The sequence below is a fragment of the Pseudomonas sp. GP01-A4 genome, from assembly GCF_058780865.1.
In genome coordinates this window covers 14,015-32,024 of the sequence record NZ_JBYSWF010000033.1, presented here as the reverse complement: position 1 = coordinate 32,024, position 18,010 = coordinate 14,015, and the positions used below count along the sequence as shown (strand labels likewise).

15 protein-coding genes are annotated in these 18,010 nt (G+C 61.1%); 8 read left to right on the top strand and 7 right to left on the bottom strand.

Annotation, left to right across the window (positions count from 1 at the left end; genetic code table 11):
* Nucleotides 1-101: 101 nt before the first annotated feature.
* The gene (locus tag AC3WKX_RS19055) at nt 102-881 is read left to right on the top strand and encodes an IclR family transcriptional regulator (RefSeq protein ID WP_008435411.1); all 780 of its coding nucleotides are present in this window, start codon (nt 102-104) and stop codon (nt 879-881) included.
* 213 nt (nt 882-1,094) lie between these two features.
* Here the strand turns inward: AC3WKX_RS19055 and AC3WKX_RS19050 are convergent, their stop codons facing one another.
* Nucleotides 1,095-2,339, bottom strand: coding sequence for a saccharopine dehydrogenase family protein (locus AC3WKX_RS19050; RefSeq protein WP_003211412.1), 1,245 nt, complete (start codon nt 2,337-2,339; stop codon nt 1,095-1,097).
* Nucleotides 2,340-2,368: 29 nt separating this feature from the next.
* Nucleotides 2,369-3,466: a carboxynorspermidine decarboxylase gene (locus AC3WKX_RS19045; RefSeq protein ID WP_102606000.1), complete on the bottom strand. Its 1,098-nt coding sequence runs from the start codon at nt 3,464-3,466 to the stop codon at nt 2,369-2,371.
* A 184-nt stretch (nt 3,467-3,650) separates the two neighbouring features.
* Here AC3WKX_RS19045 and AC3WKX_RS19040 point away from each other — a divergent pair, with 184 nt between their 5' ends.
* A complete protein-coding gene (locus tag AC3WKX_RS19040; RefSeq protein WP_102605999.1) occupies nt 3,651-4,313 on the top strand; it encodes a DUF2268 domain-containing putative Zn-dependent protease in 663 nt (220 codons plus the stop codon).
* Between the two features lie 218 nt (nt 4,314-4,531).
* On the opposite strand, the gene AC3WKX_RS19035 is transcribed toward AC3WKX_RS19040, so the two are convergent.
* From AC3WKX_RS19035 to AC3WKX_RS19020, 4 genes are all read right to left on the bottom strand, one after another.
* The gene (locus tag AC3WKX_RS19035) at nt 4,532-5,005 is read right to left on the bottom strand and encodes a GNAT family N-acetyltransferase (protein ID WP_102605998.1); all 474 of its coding nucleotides are present in this window, start codon (nt 5,003-5,005) and stop codon (nt 4,532-4,534) included.
* Nucleotides 4,998-5,390 carry a GFA family protein gene (locus tag AC3WKX_RS19030; protein WP_003210231.1) on the bottom strand — a complete coding sequence of 131 codons (393 nt, stop codon included), beginning with the start codon at nt 5,388-5,390 and terminating at the stop codon, nt 4,998-5,000. The genes AC3WKX_RS19035 and AC3WKX_RS19030 overlap by 8 nt, the downstream gene beginning before the upstream one ends.
* Before the next feature lie 75 nt (nt 5,391-5,465).
* Nucleotides 5,466-6,554, bottom strand: coding sequence for a polyamine ABC transporter substrate-binding protein (locus AC3WKX_RS19025; RefSeq protein WP_102605997.1), 1,089 nt, complete (start codon nt 6,552-6,554; stop codon nt 5,466-5,468).
* A gap of 29 nt (nt 6,555-6,583) precedes the next feature.
* Nucleotides 6,584-7,885 (bottom strand): NAD(P)/FAD-dependent oxidoreductase, encoded by a 1,302-nt coding sequence (locus AC3WKX_RS19020; RefSeq protein WP_003210227.1) that lies wholly within the window; start codon nt 7,883-7,885, stop codon nt 6,584-6,586.
* Nucleotides 7,886-8,002: 117 nt separating this feature from the next.
* Between AC3WKX_RS19020 and AC3WKX_RS19015 the strand changes: the two genes are divergently transcribed.
* From AC3WKX_RS19015 to AC3WKX_RS18990, 6 genes are all read left to right on the top strand, one after another.
* Nucleotides 8,003-8,893 (top strand): LysR substrate-binding domain-containing protein, encoded by an 891-nt coding sequence (locus tag AC3WKX_RS19015; RefSeq protein WP_003210225.1) that lies wholly within the window; start codon nt 8,003-8,005, stop codon nt 8,891-8,893.
* Between the two features lie 21 nt (nt 8,894-8,914).
* Nucleotides 8,915-9,760, top strand: a complete 846-nt coding sequence (locus AC3WKX_RS19010) for a LysR family transcriptional regulator (RefSeq protein ID WP_256579837.1) — start codon at nt 8,915-8,917, stop codon at nt 9,758-9,760.
* A gap of 389 nt (nt 9,761-10,149) precedes the next feature.
* Nucleotides 10,150-12,438: a 5-methyltetrahydropteroyltriglutamate--homocysteine S-methyltransferase gene (metE, locus tag AC3WKX_RS19005; protein WP_102605995.1), complete on the top strand. Its 2,289-nt coding sequence runs from the start codon at nt 10,150-10,152 to the stop codon at nt 12,436-12,438.
* Between the two features lie 247 nt (nt 12,439-12,685).
* The gene (locus tag AC3WKX_RS19000; protein WP_102606001.1) at nt 12,686-13,183 is read left to right on the top strand and encodes a sigma-70 family RNA polymerase sigma factor; all 498 of its coding nucleotides are present in this window, start codon (nt 12,686-12,688) and stop codon (nt 13,181-13,183) included.
* Nucleotides 13,180-14,127, top strand: a complete 948-nt coding sequence (locus AC3WKX_RS18995; RefSeq protein WP_102605994.1) for a FecR domain-containing protein — start codon at nt 13,180-13,182, stop codon at nt 14,125-14,127. Before AC3WKX_RS19000 ends, AC3WKX_RS18995 begins: the two co-directional genes overlap by 4 nt.
* Before the next feature lie 88 nt (nt 14,128-14,215).
* Entirely contained in the window at nt 14,216-16,657 is a 2,442-nt protein-coding gene (locus AC3WKX_RS18990) for a TonB-dependent receptor (RefSeq protein WP_102605993.1), read from the top strand.
* Between the two features lie 187 nt (nt 16,658-16,844).
* On the opposite strand, the gene AC3WKX_RS18985 is transcribed toward AC3WKX_RS18990, so the two are convergent.
* A complete protein-coding gene (locus AC3WKX_RS18985) occupies nt 16,845-17,903 on the bottom strand; it encodes a HoxN/HupN/NixA family nickel/cobalt transporter (protein ID WP_102605992.1) in 1,059 nt (352 codons plus the stop codon).
* Nucleotides 17,904-18,010 lie beyond the last annotated feature (107 nt).

Genomic DNA, 18,010 nt, shown 5'->3' with positions numbered 1-18,010 from the left:
AAAATGAACCATTCGTATCGGTATGCGATTTTTAGTGGTCGAATTTCGCGATTTCGTGTAGAAATATCGCCACGCTTGATCGACCTGACCGCGAGTTCGCCATGTCCGAAGAACGCAACAGCTTGCACAACCAATCCCTGGAAAAGGGCCTGTCGGTGCTCAAGGCATTCAGCGCACAGCGCCGCAGCATGAGCCTTGCAGAGGTGGCCGAGGCCGCCGGCATGACCAAAAGCTCGGCCCAGCGCATGGTGTTTACCCTCGAGAGCCTGGGTTACCTTCGGAAACACTCGCGCACCCGTCATTACCAACTCACACCACGGGTGCTGGAGTTGGGCTTCAGTTATCTGGATGCGCATTCGCTGATTGAAGTGGCCAACCCGTTCCTCTCGGAATTGACCCGCCTGACGGGAGAAACCTCGTGCCTGACCGAGCCTGCGGGTTACGACATGACGTATATCGCGCGGTTTGTCAGCTCGGGCTTCGTGCCGGTACACATGCCGATTGGCTCGCGGGTGCCGATGTATTGCACGGCGTCGGGGCGCGCGTATCTGAGTGCGTTGCCGCAGGATGAGGCGCTGGCATTGATCGAGCACAGCCAGCGGGTGGCGCACACCAGCCAGACGTTGACTGAGGTCGACAGGATCATGGAGTCGTTGCAGCAGGTGCGCGAGCAGGGCTATGCGGTGAATGGCCAGGAACTGTTCCTGGGGGACATGACCATCGGCGCGCCGGTGCTGGGGGCGAACGGCCGGCCGGTGGCGGCGGTGCATGTGGTGGCGCCGACCAGTCGCTGGAGCCGGGCGGATGCAGAGAAGCAGTTGGCGCCGGCGTTGTTGCAGTGCTCAAGGGCGTTGAGCAATTCGGCCCGTAACCTGGAGTAACCCGCTCTCAAGAACACAGCAAATCCAAAATGTGGGAGCGGGCTTGCTCGCGAATGCGGTGTATCAGTCGCCAGATGCAGTGACTGGCACACCGCATTCGCGAGCAAGCCCGCTCCCACATTTTGATCTTCATTGTTCTTTGATATTTATGTGAGCCCCAACAAAAAATGCGCCCCTGAGGGCGCATTTTTTTGTTCGGTCAACTATCGCCTGTCAGGCAATCGCATCCCAGGCACGGTCACCGTTCTCGTCTTTGATCCGAGTCGGCAAGCCCATCACGTCCAGCGCCTTCAGGAACGGCTCAGCCGGCAGTTCCTCGACGTTGGCCATGTGCTTCACGTCCCACTCGCCACGGGCAACCAGCAGCGCTGCGGCTACCGGCGGTACGCCGGCGGTGTAGGAAATGCCCTGGCTGTCGGTCTCGGCGAAGGCTTCTTCGTGGCAGGCCACGTTGTAGATGAACAGCTCGCGTGGCTGGCCATCCTTGGTGCCCTTGACCAGGTCGCCGATGCAGGTCTTGCCGGTGTAGCCAGGCGCCAGCGACGACGGGTCGGGCAGCACGGCCTTGACCAGTTTCAGCGGCACGACTTCCAGGCCTTCGGCGGTGGTGACCGGTTTTTCGGAGAGCAGGCCGAGGTTTTTCAGCACGGTGAACACGTTGATGTAGTGTTCGCCGAAGCTCATCCAGAAACGCACATTGGGCACGTCGAGGTTTTTCGACAGCGAGTGCACTTCATCGTGGCCGGTCAGGTACAGGTTCTGCGAACCGACCACAGGCAGGTCGTCGGTGCGTTTGACTTCGAACATGGTGTTGCTGGTCCACTGGCTGTTCTGCCAGCTCCACACCTGTCCGGTGAATTCGCGGAAGTTGATTTCCGGGTCGAAATTGGTGGCGAAATATTTGCCATGGGAGCCGGCATTGACGTCGAGAATGTCGATCGAATCAATGCGGTCGAAATGCTTTTGTTGCGCCAGCGCTGCATAAGCGTTGACCACACCCGGGTCGAAGCCCACGCCAAGGATGGCCGTGATGTTCTTCTGTTTGCACTCTTCCAGGTGGTTCCATTCGTAGTTGCCGTACCACGGCGGGGTCTCGCAGACCTTGCCCGGCTCTTCGTGGATGGCGGTGTCGAGGTACGCAACGCCGGTGTCGATGCAGGCACGCAATACCGACATGTTGAGGAACGCGGAACCGACGTTGATGACGATCTGCGATTCAGTCTCGCGGATCAGTGCCTTGGTCGCTTCCACGTCCAAAGCGTTCAGCGCGAAGGCCTGGATGTCGGCGGGTACCTTGAGGCTACCCTTGGCCTTGACGCTGTCGATGATGGCCTGGCATTTGGAGATGTTGCGCGACGCGATAGCAATACGACCGAGTTCGTCGTTGTGCTGCGCGCACTTGTGGGCCACCACCTTGGCGACACCTCCTGCACCAATGATAAGAACGTTCTTTTTCAATTGCTTTATCTCTCCTTTATCTGTCCGCTTTACGAAAGGCTGGACAGGTAGTCGTCGTAACCAAATTCACGAACCACTTCGACTGTACCGTCGAGTTGTTTCACTACGATGGACGGCATTTTCAGGCCGTTGAACCAGTTTTTCTTGACCATGGTGTAGCCTGCCGTGTCGATGAACGACAGTCGATCGCCGATGGCCAGCGGCTGATCAAATGGGTACTCACCGAAGATGTCCCCGGCCAGGCACGACTTGCCGCACACCATGTAGGTGTGTTCGCCATTGCTTGGCGCCAGCTTGGCGTTGAGGCGATAGATCAGCAGGTCCAGCAGGTGGGCTTCGATGGAGCTGTCTACCACGGCGAGGTTCTTGCCGTTGTAGAGGGTGTCGAGCACGGTCACTTCCAGGGAGGCGCTGTTGGTGATCGCCGCTTCGCCGGGTTCCAGGTACACCTGCACGTCGTACTTCTGCGAGAACGCCTTGAGGCGCTGGCAGAAGGCGTCGATGGCATAGCCTTCACCGGTGAAGTGGATGCCGCCGCCGAGGCTGACCCAGTTGACCTTGTGCAGCAGCGCGCCGAAGCGTTCTTCGATGGTGTTGAGCATCTGGTCGAACAGGTTGAAATCACCGTTCTCGCAGTTGTTGTGGAACATGAAACCGGAGATTTGCTCGATCACACCTTCGATCTTCACCGGGTCCCACTCGCCCAGGCGGCTGAACGGGCGCGCCGGGTCGGCCAGCAGGTAGTCGGAGCTGCTCACTTGCGGGTTGACGCGCAGGCCGCGGGTCTTGCCTTCGCTGCGCTCGGCAAAGCGCTGCAGCTGGCTGATGGAGTTGAAGATGATCTTGTCGCAGTTGTCGAGCATCTCTTCGATTTCATCGTCGGCCCAGGCCACGCTGTAGGCGTGGGCTTCACCTTCGAACTTCTGCCGACCCAGCTTGAGCTCGTACAGCGACGACGAGGTGGTGCCGTCCATGTATTCCTGCATCAGGTCGAACACCGACCAGGTGGCGAAGCATTTGAGGGCCAGCAGAGCCTTGGCGCCGGACTGTTCGCGCACGTAGGCGATCTTCTGCATGTTGACCAGAAGCTTCTGTTTGTCGATGAGGTAGTACGGCGTTTTGATCATTTTCAGAGCCTGCGGCGGTGCCTGCCAAAAAAGGACACGCATTGTGCCCGCACTTGGGACAGATCGAAAGGTTAGTCAGCGGAATTTGCTGGCCCGGTTATAAGCTGGCCTGTGAATATGACAGCCCGTAGGTATGATGAGCCGCTTTGATAACGGACCACGGCTTGGGCGACGAGAGGTGAGAATGGACGCATGGACGCTGCATTGGCTGGAAGCTTCGGGGAGCCTGGCGCAGTTTCGCCCGCAGCTGATCCGAGAGTTTGAGGTCGCCTACGAGGCAATCGCGCAACTGCTGCCGCCGCCGCGGCTGGACATTCTGATCCAGCGGTTGCCGGGGGAGACCCTTCCGGAACTCGGCCTGGTGGGCCGTGCTTATCGCAGCACGATGTTCAGCATGACCCTTGATCCCGATAACCCGAATTTCCTCACCAGCCTGCAAAGCGGTGCATTGCGTCGACACGTGGTGCATGAGGTGCACCATTGCCTGCGCATGGCGGGCCCCGGTTATGGCTGGACGCTGGGGGAGGCGATGGTCAGTGAGGGCCTGGCCGGGCAGTTTGTGCGGCAGGTGCTGGGCAGTGAGCCGGAGTTGTGGGAGCGGGCGCTTGCCCCCCAGGAACTGCTGAGTGCCCCGGTAGACCGCCAGCTTCTAGACGCCACGTATTACGATCACAGTGAATGGTTCTTTGGTACCGGCGCGCGGCCAAAGTGGCTGGGGTACACGCTGGGTTACCAGATGGTGGAGGCCTGGCTGGCAAAACAGGGCGAGGTGGACGCCGCCACATGGGTCAATGTACCCGCCCAAGACATACTCGCCAACGCCGCCAAAGCGGGGTTGGTGGCCTGACTTTGAAATACAAGCCCACCAAACAACCCCTATCCCCTGTGGGAGCTGTCGAGCCTCAGCGAGGCTGCGAAGGCGGCGGCACAGCCGATAAATAAGCTGCCTGACACACCGCTATCGCAGCCTCGCTAAAGCTCGACAGCTCCCACATGACAAAAACGCACCCACACTGACATTAAACCGTCATCTCCCCCGAACGTATTCGGGCCGGTTGTCGTTGATCACCTGCATGAAGCCTCCTGATCAATTAATGATTTAGCGTGGGTTGCATGTTCGTCCTGTACCGGCTCAAACCCGCAGCGCAGATAAAAGCTTGCGCCCTCGTGGGTGTCGGTAGACAGGCGCACGACATGGAAGGATTGCGCAGCGCGTGCCAAAAGCTGGCCCACCAACGCTTTGCCCACCTGGCGTCCCCTTGATGCCCGTGCGACGTACACCCGGCGCAGCCTGCCAACCTCCGGACCGGCGTAAGGGTCATGGGACAAACCGCCAACGGCGATCAACTGCCCGTTGCTGAATACACCCAAAAGACATTCGCCTGGCTGGTCAAAACGGTTGGCGCCGCTGGACCACTCTGCAACGAGTCGCGTGAGAAACCTGAATCCTTCGGCGACGGCTTCTGCTTCCAATACCAGGATCTCTTCGGGCAACGCCGAGAGGGTGCGTATCGACAAACCGTCCTCTGATTCAGCCACTGCGATTCTCCAGATCCAGCCAAGCGGCCTTGGAGTCAACGCAGGAGTGCTCCTGCTTACCAGGCAAGAGCGGCGTATCGAGTGTAGCGATTGCTATCGAGACCCAGTCTGGGTAAACACCATTGATATCGGACCAGAACATCGACGAGCCGCAGCGTGAGCAAAACTCACGAAACACACCCTCGGAAGATTCATAAGCCTTGAGCGTTTGCAGCGAAGACTCGATGTGCACCGACGATTTCGGAGCACTCGCGTATGTCGCGAAGGCGGAGCCATGACTCTTTTGGCATTTTTTGCAGTGGCAATGCGTCACAGCTTTCAGCGGTGTCGATACTCGGTAGCTGACCGCGCCGCACAGGCAGCTACCCTGGTGAAGTCCTTCCATGTTGATTCAATCCCAAGCTCAATGGAGTGACTATACCGCTCTCCCATGAGCCTTGAGCAAGTCCGGTTTTCGGTATCACGTATTGGTCTTCAACTTGGTCCACAACCGAGTGGCCAGCCGCGCAATCGCTGGCGGCAGGTCCTCCACGATAAACAGCTTGTCCATCACGCTTTTCGGCGGGTAGATCGCCAGGTCTTGCTTCACCTCAGGGGTCACCAGCTCATCCGCCGCGCTGTTGGGGTTGGCGTAGTGGATGCTGTTGCTAATGTTGGCAATCACCTTGGGCTCCAGCAGGTAATTCATATAGGCATAGCTGTTTTTCTCGTGCGGTGCACCCTTGGGCATCACCACCATGTCCAGCCACAATGTCGAGCCTTCGTCCGGGATCGAGTAGGCGATGCTGATACCGTTTTTCGCTTCCCTGGCGCTGGCGGCAGCCTGTACCACGTCGCCGTTAAAGCCGATCACTGCGCAGATATTGCCGTTCGCCAGGTCGCTGATGTACTTGGAGGCATGGAAGTACTGGATGTAGGGGCGGATTTTCAACAGCGCCTGCTCGGCCTTTTTGTAGTCGGCCGGTTCGTGGCTGTGGTGCGGCAGGCCCAGGTAGTTGAGGGTGATCGGCAGGATCTGCGTGGGGTTGTCGATAATCGCCACGCCGCAGGCGCTGAGTTTCTTGATGTTGTTTTCATCAAAGAACAGGCTCCAGGAATGGGTGACGTCGGTGGTGCCGAAGATCGCCTTGATCTTCTCGACGTTGTAGCCAATCCCCGCCGTGCCCCACATATACGGGAAGCCGTACTGGTTGCCCGGGTCGTTGGTCTCCAGCTTTTTCATCAGCAACGGGTCGAGGTTTTTCCAGTTGGGCAGTTGGCTTCGGTCGAGCTTCTGGATCGCCCCGGCCTTGATCAGCCGCGAGAGGAAGTGGTTGGACGGGCTCACCACGTCATAACCGGTATTGCCGGTCATCAGCTTGGATTCCAGCACTTCATTGCTGTCGTGAATGTCGTAGGTCGCCTTGATCCCGGTCGCTTTGGTAAAACTGGTCAAGGTGTCATCGGCGATGTAGCCGTTCCAGTTGGAAATGTTCACTTCTTCGGCGGCGTACACAGCCGCCGGGAGCGCGCTGAGGATGACCGCCAGGGACAGACTGTTGATGTGCATGTGAATCACCTTTATCGAGGTTTCTTGTTCTAGATTTCTGTCCGTGCTCGAACCGTTTCCACGCCCATACGCAGCATGGCACCGATGTCGAACAACGGCCGGGGTGGCAGCCAGCCGGGCTGTGCCCTGTGCATCACAGAGTGCAGGAGCGAGGAAGTCTGGCCCGACGCCCACTCGGCCAGCAGTCGACCCCACAGCGTGCCGCGGGCCACGCCTGAACCGTTGCAGCCCGCGACGGCATACAGGTTGCTTTCGACCCGCGCGAAATACGGTTGACCGCTGCGGGAGGCGCTCAAGTGGCCGGTCCAGGTGTAGTGGATGTCTTGTTCGGTCAGCCACGGGAAGCGTCGCTGCATGCCCTTTACATGGTGTTGGCGCCGGTGCAACAGGTCGCCGTTGGACAAGTCCCGGGTGCGGTACTCCGCTGTGTTGCGGATCATCACCCGATGGTCCGGTGTCAGGCGCACCGTGGCACCCAGTGGCCGCGTGGACAGCACGCCCCACGGTTCCACTGCGCCGATCCGGCGGTATTCCTCATCGCTGAGAGGGCGGGTGAGGCTGGCGCTGAGTTCCATCGGGAACGTCGCACTGGCCTCAAGGCCCACCCGTGGAATAAAGGCGTTGAGGCACACCAGCACCTGGCCGGCTTCAATGCAGGCGTCCAGGCCGTTGGCGCGAATGCCGCCATTGGCCATGCGCTCAAGGCCGGTGATGTCGGTGTTCTCATAAAGCGTCACGTTGTCCGGCAGCGCTTCGAGCAAACCCTTCACATACTTCGCCGGTTGCAGCAAGGCGTTGCCGTGGCCGCACCAGATGGCGGCCTGGTAATGCTCGGTGCCGAGTGTCTGCGCGAGTGCGGCACCTTGCAGGAACTGCGCTGAAGCACCCGCGGCACGCAAGGTCGCCAACTTGGCATCCACATGCGCAAGCTTGTCGCGATCGTGCACGGCGAAGTAGTAGCCGCTGTCCCGAAAGTCGCAGTCGATGGCATGGCGGGCGATGCGCTCGCGCACTTCATCGCTGGCTGCGCGGGAGATCGCGGTGTCCACCTCAAAGTCAGCGAAGCCTGCGTTGCCCATCAGTTCACTTGCAGCGGGATGCTCATGGGCCACCACAAAACCGGAATTACGCGCTGAGGCACCTTGGGCGGCGCGCTGGCGGTCGACGATCACGATGCGCGCCTCGGGGTGCATCTCGGCCAGGTTGTGCGCCGCACACAAACCGGTGATGCCGGCGCCGATCACCAGCCAGTCGGCTTTTTGTAGGCCGGTGAGTCGGTCCCGGGCGGGGAGGCTTTCAGTCTGGGCAATCCAGCCACATGTGTTTTCCATGAAGATCCTCGGCTGTATGCGTTGCTGGCATAAATAAGTTCGGGCTGCAGCTGGAATCTATAGGGCCTGCGGTGATACAACCAACGTTATAAAATCATCCAGCCATTCGGAAAACGCATGGATAACATCCGTCACGTGCCTTCGCTGCAGGGCCTTCAGGCGTTGGTTGAAGTCAGCGACTGCGCGAGCTTCACCGTGGCTGCGCAGAAGCTGTGCCTGACCCAAAGCGCGGTGAGCCGCAAAATCCAGCAACTGGAAAGCCATTTCGGCGTGCCGATGTTCACCCGGACCAGCCGCAGCCTGCGCCTGACCTCCGAAGGTGAGCAGGTGCTGGCCAGTGCCCGGAGCATCCTGGCGCAACTGAAGGGGCTGGAGGATCGGCTCTCGCCTCGTAAACGTCCGTTTCGCATCCGCCTGCATGTGTCGCTGGCGGTGCGCTGGCTGCTGCCCAAGCTCAGCGATTTCTATCGCAACCATCCCGATATTTCCCTGGCAATCGAGACCGTCGCCACCGAGGTGGTCGAGCCGGCGAGTGACAGCGATGCCTACATCCTTTACCTGCCCAAGCCCGACAACGATCCTGCGCGGCTGACCTTGTTCCACGAATCATTGGTGCCGGTCTGCGCGCCGGGTTTGGGGCCACTGGCTTCCGTGGAACAGCTCGAACACTTTGCGCTGCTGCATCGTTCAGCCGACAAGCAGGACTGGATGACCTGGCTGGCGGCCAATGGCGCGCGGTCGCTGGACGACTACCGGCATATCCCGTTCAACCTTGACGAATTGGCGCTGGATGCCGCCGCGCGCGGGCTTGGGGTGGCGATGACGGATCTGACGCTGGCGGCCGAGTCGATCGAACGGGGTGTGTTGGTGGTGCCGTTTGGTCAGCCGCTGGTGACCGGCGGGGTGTATGCATTGTGCTTGCAGTCATCGGCGGCGTCACACCCAGGCTGCGTGCTGATCATGCAGTGGTTTGGTCAGCAGGCGCGGCATGCTAACGTCACGTCTTGACTCTCTATCGCCAGCCCATCCATGAAAATGCCCGATATCGACGCCATCCAGGCGTTCGTCCTGGTCGCCGAACTCAAGAGCTTTACCCGCGCTGCCGATGCTATCGGCGGCACCCAGGCGGCTATCAGCCTCAAGATAAAACGCCTCGAAGAAAGCCTTGGCCGCAAGCTGCTGGAACGCACGCCGCGACGGGTCACGCTGTCGGCCCATGGCCAGATGTTTTTGGCCAGTGCCCGCCGCTTGCTGGACAACTACCAGGAAGCGATGAACTGTTTTGGCCCGCAGAAACGCACCTTGCGCGTGGGCGTCAGCCACCACATTGTCGGCGCCGATCTCAGCCTGTGGCTGCGACGTTTGGCGACCACCGACCCGGACGTGATCGTGGCGTTCAGCCTCGGCACCTCGCGGGATATGTTGATGAACTACGAGCAGGGCAAGCTGGATGTGGCGATGATCCTGCGGCACGACAACCGTCGCCAGGACGGCGAAGTGGTGGGCATCGAACGCTTTGGCTGGATGGCTTCCCACGACTTCGAATTGCGCCAGGGCGGGGCGTTGCCCCTGGCGATCCAGCCGGAACCCTGTGGCATGCGCAGCATGGTGATGGCGGCGCTGGCCGAGCAGAACCGTGCCTGGGAAGAGGCGTTCGTGGGCAGCGGGATCCTGGCGATCGGCGCTGCAGTGGTGGCGGGAATTGGCATCGGCGCGATGGTTGGGCGGATGGCGCCCAGTGGCTGCGTCGACGTGGAGCAGCGTTTCGACCTGCCGCCGCTGCCCAGTCGTGAAGTGGTGCTGTATACGGCGCAGCGGGACTCTCAGGCGCAAGCGTTGATCCGCACGTTGAGCGCCGATATTCCCGCCGATTGAACTAGAAAATCAGACGCCCGGCCCAGGCCATCAGCAGCGCCAGGCTGCCGATGCCGAGGAGTGTGAGCCCAAGGGCTACGAAGTGAACGAGGAGGGTGGTCAGTGGCGGCTGCTGTTCCATGTGGGGGCTTCCTTGGGGCTTGGGAAGCAAAAGTATGCTGAGCGGCCGTGCACCGAAACAGACGCTGCCAGCTATTTCAGTGATAAGCAAAACGAAGCCCCACCCACTCCCGTGCCCCATGGAGCGTGAGCGCCGCGCGATCACTCAAGCCCGGGCGGTGCATTTCATCATGAGTGGAACTTGTGATCATCTCAAATAAAATGAGTTTGTCTCACTATCACTCGATCCCGACAATGGCTCCCATACAAACACATTGGAGCTTTACGTCATGGCTGTTGCCCATTCCCTTGGATTCCCGCGCATTGGTCGCGATCGTGAACTGAAAAAAGCGCAGGAAGCGTTTTGGAAGGGCGAGCTCGACGAAGCCGGCCTGCGCGCCGTAGGTCGTGAACTGCGCAAGACGCACTGGGACCTGCAAAAGAAAGCCGGCATCGAACTGTTGCCCGCCGGTGACTTCGCCTGGTACGACCAGGTACTGACTCACTCGCTGATGTTCGGTGTGATCCCCGAGCGTTTCCGCCCGGCCGACGGCAAAGCCACCCTGCACACCCTGTTCGGCATGGCCCGTGGCGTCAGTGACAACTGCTGCGGCGGTGCCCACGCCCAGGAAATGACCAAGTGGTTCGACACCAACTATCACTACCTGGTCCCTGAATTCAGCGCCGACCAGCAATTCCAGCTGGGTTGGGAGCAACTGTTCGAAGAGGTCAAGGAAGCCCGCGACCTCGGCCACACCGTCAAGCCGGTGGTCATCGGCCCGCTGACTTATCTGTGGCTGGGCAAGGCCAAGGGTGGTGATTTCGACAAACTCGACCTGCTGGACCGCCTCCTGCCGCTGTACGGCCAGATCTTCCAGCGCCTGGCGGACCTGGGCGTGGAGTGGGTGCAGATCGACGAGCCGATCCTGGTGCTGGACCTGCCGCAGGATTGGAAAAACGCCTTCGAGCGTGCCTACAACCTGATCCAGCGCGACCCGCTGAAGAAGCTGGTGGCCACCTATTTTGGCGGCCTGGAAGAGAACCTCGGGCTGGCAGCCAACCTGCCGGTGGACGGCCTGCACATCGACCTGGTGCGTGCACCGGATCAGTACCCGATCATCCTCGATCGCCTGCCGGCTTATAAGGTGCTGTCCCTGGGCGTGGTCAACGGCCGTAACGTATGGCGCTGCGACCTGGAAAAAGCCCTGGCCACCTTGCAGCATGCTCATGAGCGCCTGGGTGATCGCCTGTGGGTGGCGCCATCCTGCTCGTTGCTGCACAGCCCGGTAGACCTGTGCCGTGAAGACAAGCTGGATGCCGAGCTGAAAAGCTGGCTGGCGTTTGCCGTGCAGAAGTGCGAAGAGGTGGCGGTGCTGGCCCAGGCCGTGAACCAGCCTGAAGCGCCGAACGTGATCGCTGCCCTGGCCGAAAGCCGTGCCGTGCAGGCGGCCCGTGCCGCTTCGCCGCGTATCCACAAGCCGGCGGTGCAAGCCCGTGTGGCGGCGATCACCGCCAAGGACAGCCAGCGTGACTCGCTGTTTGCCCAACGTATCGAGAAACAGCGTGCCGGCCTGAACCTGCCGCTGTTTCCGACCACCACCATCGGTTCGTTCCCGCAAACCGCTTCGATCCGCCTGGCTCGCCAGTCCTACAAGGCCGGCAAGTTGAGCGAAGCCGAATACGTCGAAGCCATGCACAGCGAGATCCGCCACGCTGTCGAAGTGCAGGAAAACCTTGGCCTGGACGTGCTGGTGCATGGTGAAGCCGAGCGTAACGACATGGTCGAATACTTCGCCGAACAGTTGGACGGTTATGTATTTACCCGCTTCGGCTGGGTGCAGAGCTACGGTTCCCGTTGTGTGAAACCGGCGGTGATTTTCGGTGACCTGAGTCGTCCGAAAGCCATGACCGTGGAGTGGATCCGCTACGCCCAGGGCCTCACCAACAAGGTGATGAAGGGCATGCTGACCGGCCCGGTGACCATGCTGATGTGGTCGTTCCCCCGTGAAGACGTGAGCCGCGAAGAACAGGCGCGGCAACTCGCCCTGGCGATTCGTGACGAAGTGGTGGACCTGGAAGCCGCCGGGATCAAGATCGTGCAGATCGACGAAGCCGCGTTCCGCGAAGGCTTGCCGTTGCGCCGGGCGCAGTGGAAGGAATACCTGGACTGGGCCACCGAAGTCTTCCGCCTGTGCGCCTCCGGTGTGCGCGACGAAACCCAGATCCACACCCACATGTGCTACAGCGAATTCAACGATGTGATCGAGTCCATCGCGGCGATGGATGCCGACGTGATCACCATCGAAACCTCGCGCTCGGACATGGAACTGCTGGAGGCATTCGAAGCCTTCGCTTACCCGAACGACATTGGCCCAGGTGTGTATGACATCCACTCGCCACGGGTGCCGGATGCCTCGGAAATGGCCAACCTGCTGCGCAAGGCAGCCAAACGCATCCCGGCCGAACGCCTGTGGGTCAACCCGGATTGCGGCCTGAAAACCCGTAGCTGGCCGGAGACTGAAGCGGCGCTGATTCACATGGTGACAGCGGCGCGTCAACTGCGGGCCGAACTGGCCTGATCCAACACCCGGAATCACACGCCGGGTGAAGCTCAAAAATGTGGGAGCGGGCTTGCTCGCGAATATGGAGTATCAGCCGCTGGAGATGTCGACTGACCCACCGCATTCGCGAGCAAGCCCGCTCCCACATTGGGTCGCCGGCGTTATCAAAATCATGAAATTGCCAGCATTACCCTGCGCAGACTAGAATGCGATCAATTCTTAATTACGCTTGGGCCCCACCGCCCGGCGCGCCCCGGTGATCGGCATGTCGTCTCCCCTCAATCTGCATATCCAGGACCTGTACTGCGAACACCATGGATGGTTGCACCGTTGGCTGGACCGCAAGCTGGGCAACGCCAGCGATGCCGCCGACCTGGCCCATGACACGTTCATGCGCCTGCTCACCCGGCAAACCACCGGCAACCTGGGCGCCGAGCCACGGGCATTGCTGACCCATATCGCCAAGGGCCTGATGATCGACAGCTGGCGCCGCCAGGAAGTGGAACGCGCCTACCTGGAAACCATCGCCCACCTGCCCGAACAGCATGTACCTTCGCCGGAAACCCGCTGGCTGATCCTCGAAGCGCTGTACCGCATTGAGGCGATGCTGCGGGATCTGCCGGAAAAAACCCGCCAGGCCTTCCTGATGTCGCAGATCGACGGCCTGACCTATCAGCAGATCGCCGATGCCCTGGGTGTGTCGCTGATTTCGGTCAAACGCTACATGCGCGATGCCTTCCTGGCCTGCCTGAGCGTGGCATGAGCCAGTCGATTGATCCGCTGATCCTCGGTGAAGCCGCCGACTGGATGGTGCAGTTGCAGTCCGGCAGCGCCACCGATGAGGACCGCCGCGCCATCGCCCAGTGGCAGGGCCGCAGCGCCCAGCATGCCCAGGCCTGGCAACGGGCGCAGGCTATTCTGGGGGACTTCAACAGCGTGCCGGCGGCGATTGCCGGCGATACCTTGAAGCGCATCGGGCGCAAAAAATCCCTCGGCCGACGCCAGGCGCTCGGGTTGTTGCTGGCGGCCGGCCCGGCGGCCTGGCTGGCGTATCGGCAGGTGCCGTGGCAGCAGTGGACCGCCGACCAGCACACGGCCATCGGCGAACAAAGGACCCTCACCTTGCCCGACGGCACACGCTTGCTGATCAACACCGGCAGCTCGCTGAATATCGCGTTCTCCGAGCAGGTGCGGCGTATCGAGCTGCTCAAAGGCGAAGTGCTGATCACCACCGCCAAGGATTCGGCCCATCGCCCGTTCATCGTCCAGACCCGCCACGGTACCGCCAGGGCCTTGGGCACCCGATTCAGCGTGCGGGTGGGTGAGCAGGCAAGCCGAGTGGCCGTGACCGAAGGCGCGGTGGAGTTGCTGGCGGCGCATGCCGGCCAGGGGGTGATCGTCAAGGCGGGCGAGCAGGGCGCCTTCAGTGTTGACCGGGTAGCCGCCGTCGAGCCGCTGGACGTCAGCACCCTGACCTGGGAGAACGGCATGCTGCTGGCCCAGCATATGCGCCTGGCGGACCTGCTGGATGAGCTGGGGCGTTATCGCGCCGGCGTATTGCGCTGCCATGCCTCGGTTGCCGACCTCACGGTGTCGGGTGCGTTTCCCCTGCGCGACACCGATGCCAGCCTGCACCTGTTGCAGGAAACCTTGCCGGTCAAGGTCAGCAGCCTGACGGGGTATTGGGTGACGGTCGAGCCGCGCTGATCTTTTTCAACTTTCGCTGATACCTTTTTCGTTGTCGCCCGGTGTAGGGGAGAACCCTCAACATTGCTCCGCGCCGACAGGAATGCCCATGACCGCCAGACCGCTCCCGTATTGCCCCCGTCCGTTGAAGGCACTGAGCCTGGCGGTCGCCCTTGCCGCCGTCGCACCGTTGCAGAACGCCCAGGCAGAAGACGCTGCGCCAAGCAGTGCGGCGCGCAGCTATAACATCGCGGCGGGGCCGCTGGGGAATGTGCTGGCGCAGTTTGCGGCGTTGTCCGGGGTGCCGTTGTCGTTCGATTCCACGTTGCTCAACGATCAACAAAGCCCGGGGCTGCAAGGCAGCTACAGCGCACAATCGGGTTTTGCCCAGTTGCTGCAAGGCAGCGGCTACACCCTGCAAGGCACCGGCACCAACGGTTATACCGTGGTGCCCCAGGCCAGCGGCGGTGCGTTGGAGTTGGGCGCCACCACCATCAGCGGTGAAGCGAGCGGGGCGCAGGCAGACACGTATGCCGGTGGCCAGGTGGCACGTTCTGCACGCCTCGGCGTGTTGGGCAATCGGTCCATCAACGACGTGCCATTCAGCGTGGTCAGCTACACGTCGAAAACCATCGCCGACCAACAAGCGCGAACCGTCGGCGACGTATTGCTCAACGACGCGTCGGTGCGCCAGTCGTCCGGGTTTGGCAACTTCTCCCAGGTGTTCACCATTCGCGGGCTGCCGCTGAGCACCGATGACATCGCATTCAACGGCCTGTACGGCGTGCTGCCCCGGCAGATCATCACTACCGAAGCCCTGGAACGGGTGGAGTTGTTCAAGGGCCCGAATGCCTTCGTCAACGGCGTGTCGCCCTCGGGCAGCGGGATCGGCGGCAGCGTCAACCTGGTGCTCAAGCGCGCTGAAGACACGCCCACCCGCAGCGTCACCCTCGATTACGCCAGCGACAGCCAGGCCGGCGGCCACATCGACCTCGGCCAACGCTTTGGCGAAGACAACCGCTTTGGCGCCCGGGTCAACCTGGCGCGGCACGGCGGCGAAACCGCTGTGGATGACGAAAACAAAAGCTCGCAGTTGATCGCCGTCGCCCTGGATTATCGCGGCGAGCGCTTGCGGGTCTCCACCGACTTTGGCTACCAGAAAGAACGCATCAATAACGGCCGCTCGGTGGTCTACCTGACCGGCACCAAAGTGCCCAGCCCGCCGTCGGCCAAGGACAACTACGCCCAGGACTGGAGCTGGTCGCAGCTGGAAGACACCTACGGCATGGTCAACGCCGAATATGACTTGAACGATAACTGGACGGCCTACGCGGCAGGTGGCGCCAAGCACACTCGGGAGAACGGCCAGTATTCGTCGCTGTATGTCGCCAACGATGGCAGCGCCAAGGTGGGCTTCCTCTATTCACCCCATGACGAAGACAACAAAAGCGCCATGGCCGGCTTGAACGGGCACTTTGCGACGGGGCCGGTGACCCATCAGATGAACTTCGGGCTGTCGGGGATCTGGGGCGAGCAGCGCTCGTCCTACGAGGCGATCCTGCAAGCCAACCGCCAGCCCGGCAACCTGTACGACCCGACGCAAACGCCGCGACCTACCAACACCTATTTCGGCAGTGATATTCACGACCCGCGGGTTGTCGGCAAGAACCGCATCAAGAGTGCGGCGGTGTCCGACACCCTGGGCTTTTTGGATGATCGGGTGCTGTTGACCCTGGGCGTGCGGCGCCAGACCATCGAGGTGGACAGTTGGAACACGGCCACGGGGGCACGGGGTACACCGTACTCCGAGTCCATCACCACACCGGTCTATGGCCTGGTGATCAAGCCATGGGAGCACGTATCGTTCTACGCCAACCGTATCGAAGGCCTGGCCCAGGGCCCGACGGCGCCACTCACGAACGTGACCAACCCCGGCGAAGTCTTCCCGCCCAAGCGCAGCAAGCAGACGGAAGCCGGGGTGAAGCTGGACTGGGAAAACTATGGCGCCACGCTGGGTGTGTACCGCATCGAACAGCCGAACAACGCGACCACCCGGTTCCCGGGCCAGAAGTTCGACACCTTCACTGTCGACGGTGAACAGATCAACAAAGGCGTGGAACTCAACGTGTTCGGCGAGCCCATCGACGGCCTGCGCCTGCTGGCCGGTGCCACCTGGATGGACACCGAACAGAAGAGCACTTCCAACGGCGCCACCGACGGCAACCGCGCCGCGGGTGTGCCGCGCTTCCAGTACAACATCGGTGCGGATTGGGATGTGCCGGGCATCCAGGGTGCGGCGGTCAGCGCACGGATGCTGCGCACCGGTGGCGAATACGTCAACGCCACCAACAGCCTGAGCATCCCGGCCTGGACCCGCGTCGACCTGGGGGCGCGGTATGGTTTCAAAGCGGATGACAAATACATCACCCTGCGCGCCAACGTCGAAAACGTGGCGAACAAGGCGTACTGGTCGTCGGCGTCGACGGCCAATAACTACCTGACCCAGGGTGAGCCGCGGACAGTGAAATTGTCGGCGACGGTGGATTTCTGAGCCTGGGAAAACCTATCGGGTGAATGAACAACCCGTGGCGAGGGAGCTTGCTCCCGCTGGGCTGCGAAGCAGCCCCAAAAAAAGGACACGGTGTTCTTTCAGGTGGCTCTCGATTGCCTTATTGGGGCCGCTTCGCGACCCAGCGGGAGCAAGCTCCCTCGCCACAACAAGGCTGAATGTCCCTCGGTCAACCCGCGTTCACTTCAATCCGGTCAAAGCCCTTGAGGCGATACAGCATCACCGAGATCGCCCAACTGGCCACGAAGATCCCGATGATCATGTAGCCCAGCATCCCGAAACTGTCGTTCAGCGAGCCGATAAAACTCCAGAACGATCCCTTCAGGTCCAACTGGTCACCCATCAACCCCAACGCCTCGATACTGCCGATCACCACCGCAACCACCACCGATACCAGGGTGATGGTCATGTTGTAGTAGATCTTGCGGATCGGCTTCATGTACGCCCAGCCGTATGCCCCCAGCATCAGGTGGCCGTCCAGCGTGTCCACCAGGGACATGCCGGCGCTGAACAGCAGCGGGAACACCATGATCGCCCACGGCGACAGCCCTTGAGAGGCTTGGGTCGCAGAAATCCCCAGCAGGCCGATCTCGGTGGCCGTATCAAAGCCCAGGCCGAACAGGAAACCCAACGGGTACATGTGCCAGCTGCGGCTGATCAGGCGAAACACCGGGCGGAAAATCCGCGCCATGAAACCCCGGTCCGCCAGCAGCAGGTCGAAGTCGTCCTCCACATACGCACCGCCCTGGCGCACATGGCGCCAGGCCTTGTAGATCGCGTGCAGGATCACCAGGTTCATCAAGGCGATGACCAACAGAAACGAGGCCGAGACCGACGTGCCGATCACCCCGCCGATGGCCTTGAACCCTTCAAACCGCGCCTGCATCACCGAGGCCGCAAACGCGACGCCAATGGATGCCAGGACCACCACCGAAGAATGTCCCAGGGAGAAAAAGAAGCCCACCGTCACCGGACGTTTCTTTTCCTGCATCAGCTTGCGGGTCACGTTGTCGATGGCGGCGATATGGTCGGCATCCACCGCATGCCGCAGCCCGAAACCGTAGGCCAGGAGCGCGGTGCCGAGCAACACCGGGTGCTCATGGAACGCCACCAGCGCCCAGATCCAGGCGAACACGTTAATGCCGATCAACAACCCGTAGATGCCAAACAGCTTGGCGCGAACCTGGGTGCTGGAGTCACTGAAAATCTGGGCAAGGCGTAGGATCATCAACAAGACCTGTGTGCGGTGGAAACATTCAGACACGTTCCGAAACTTTATAGATTTTGTTTAGAGTGATGATGAAATTTGTGGAGTGAGTGAGGAGAGGATTGTGA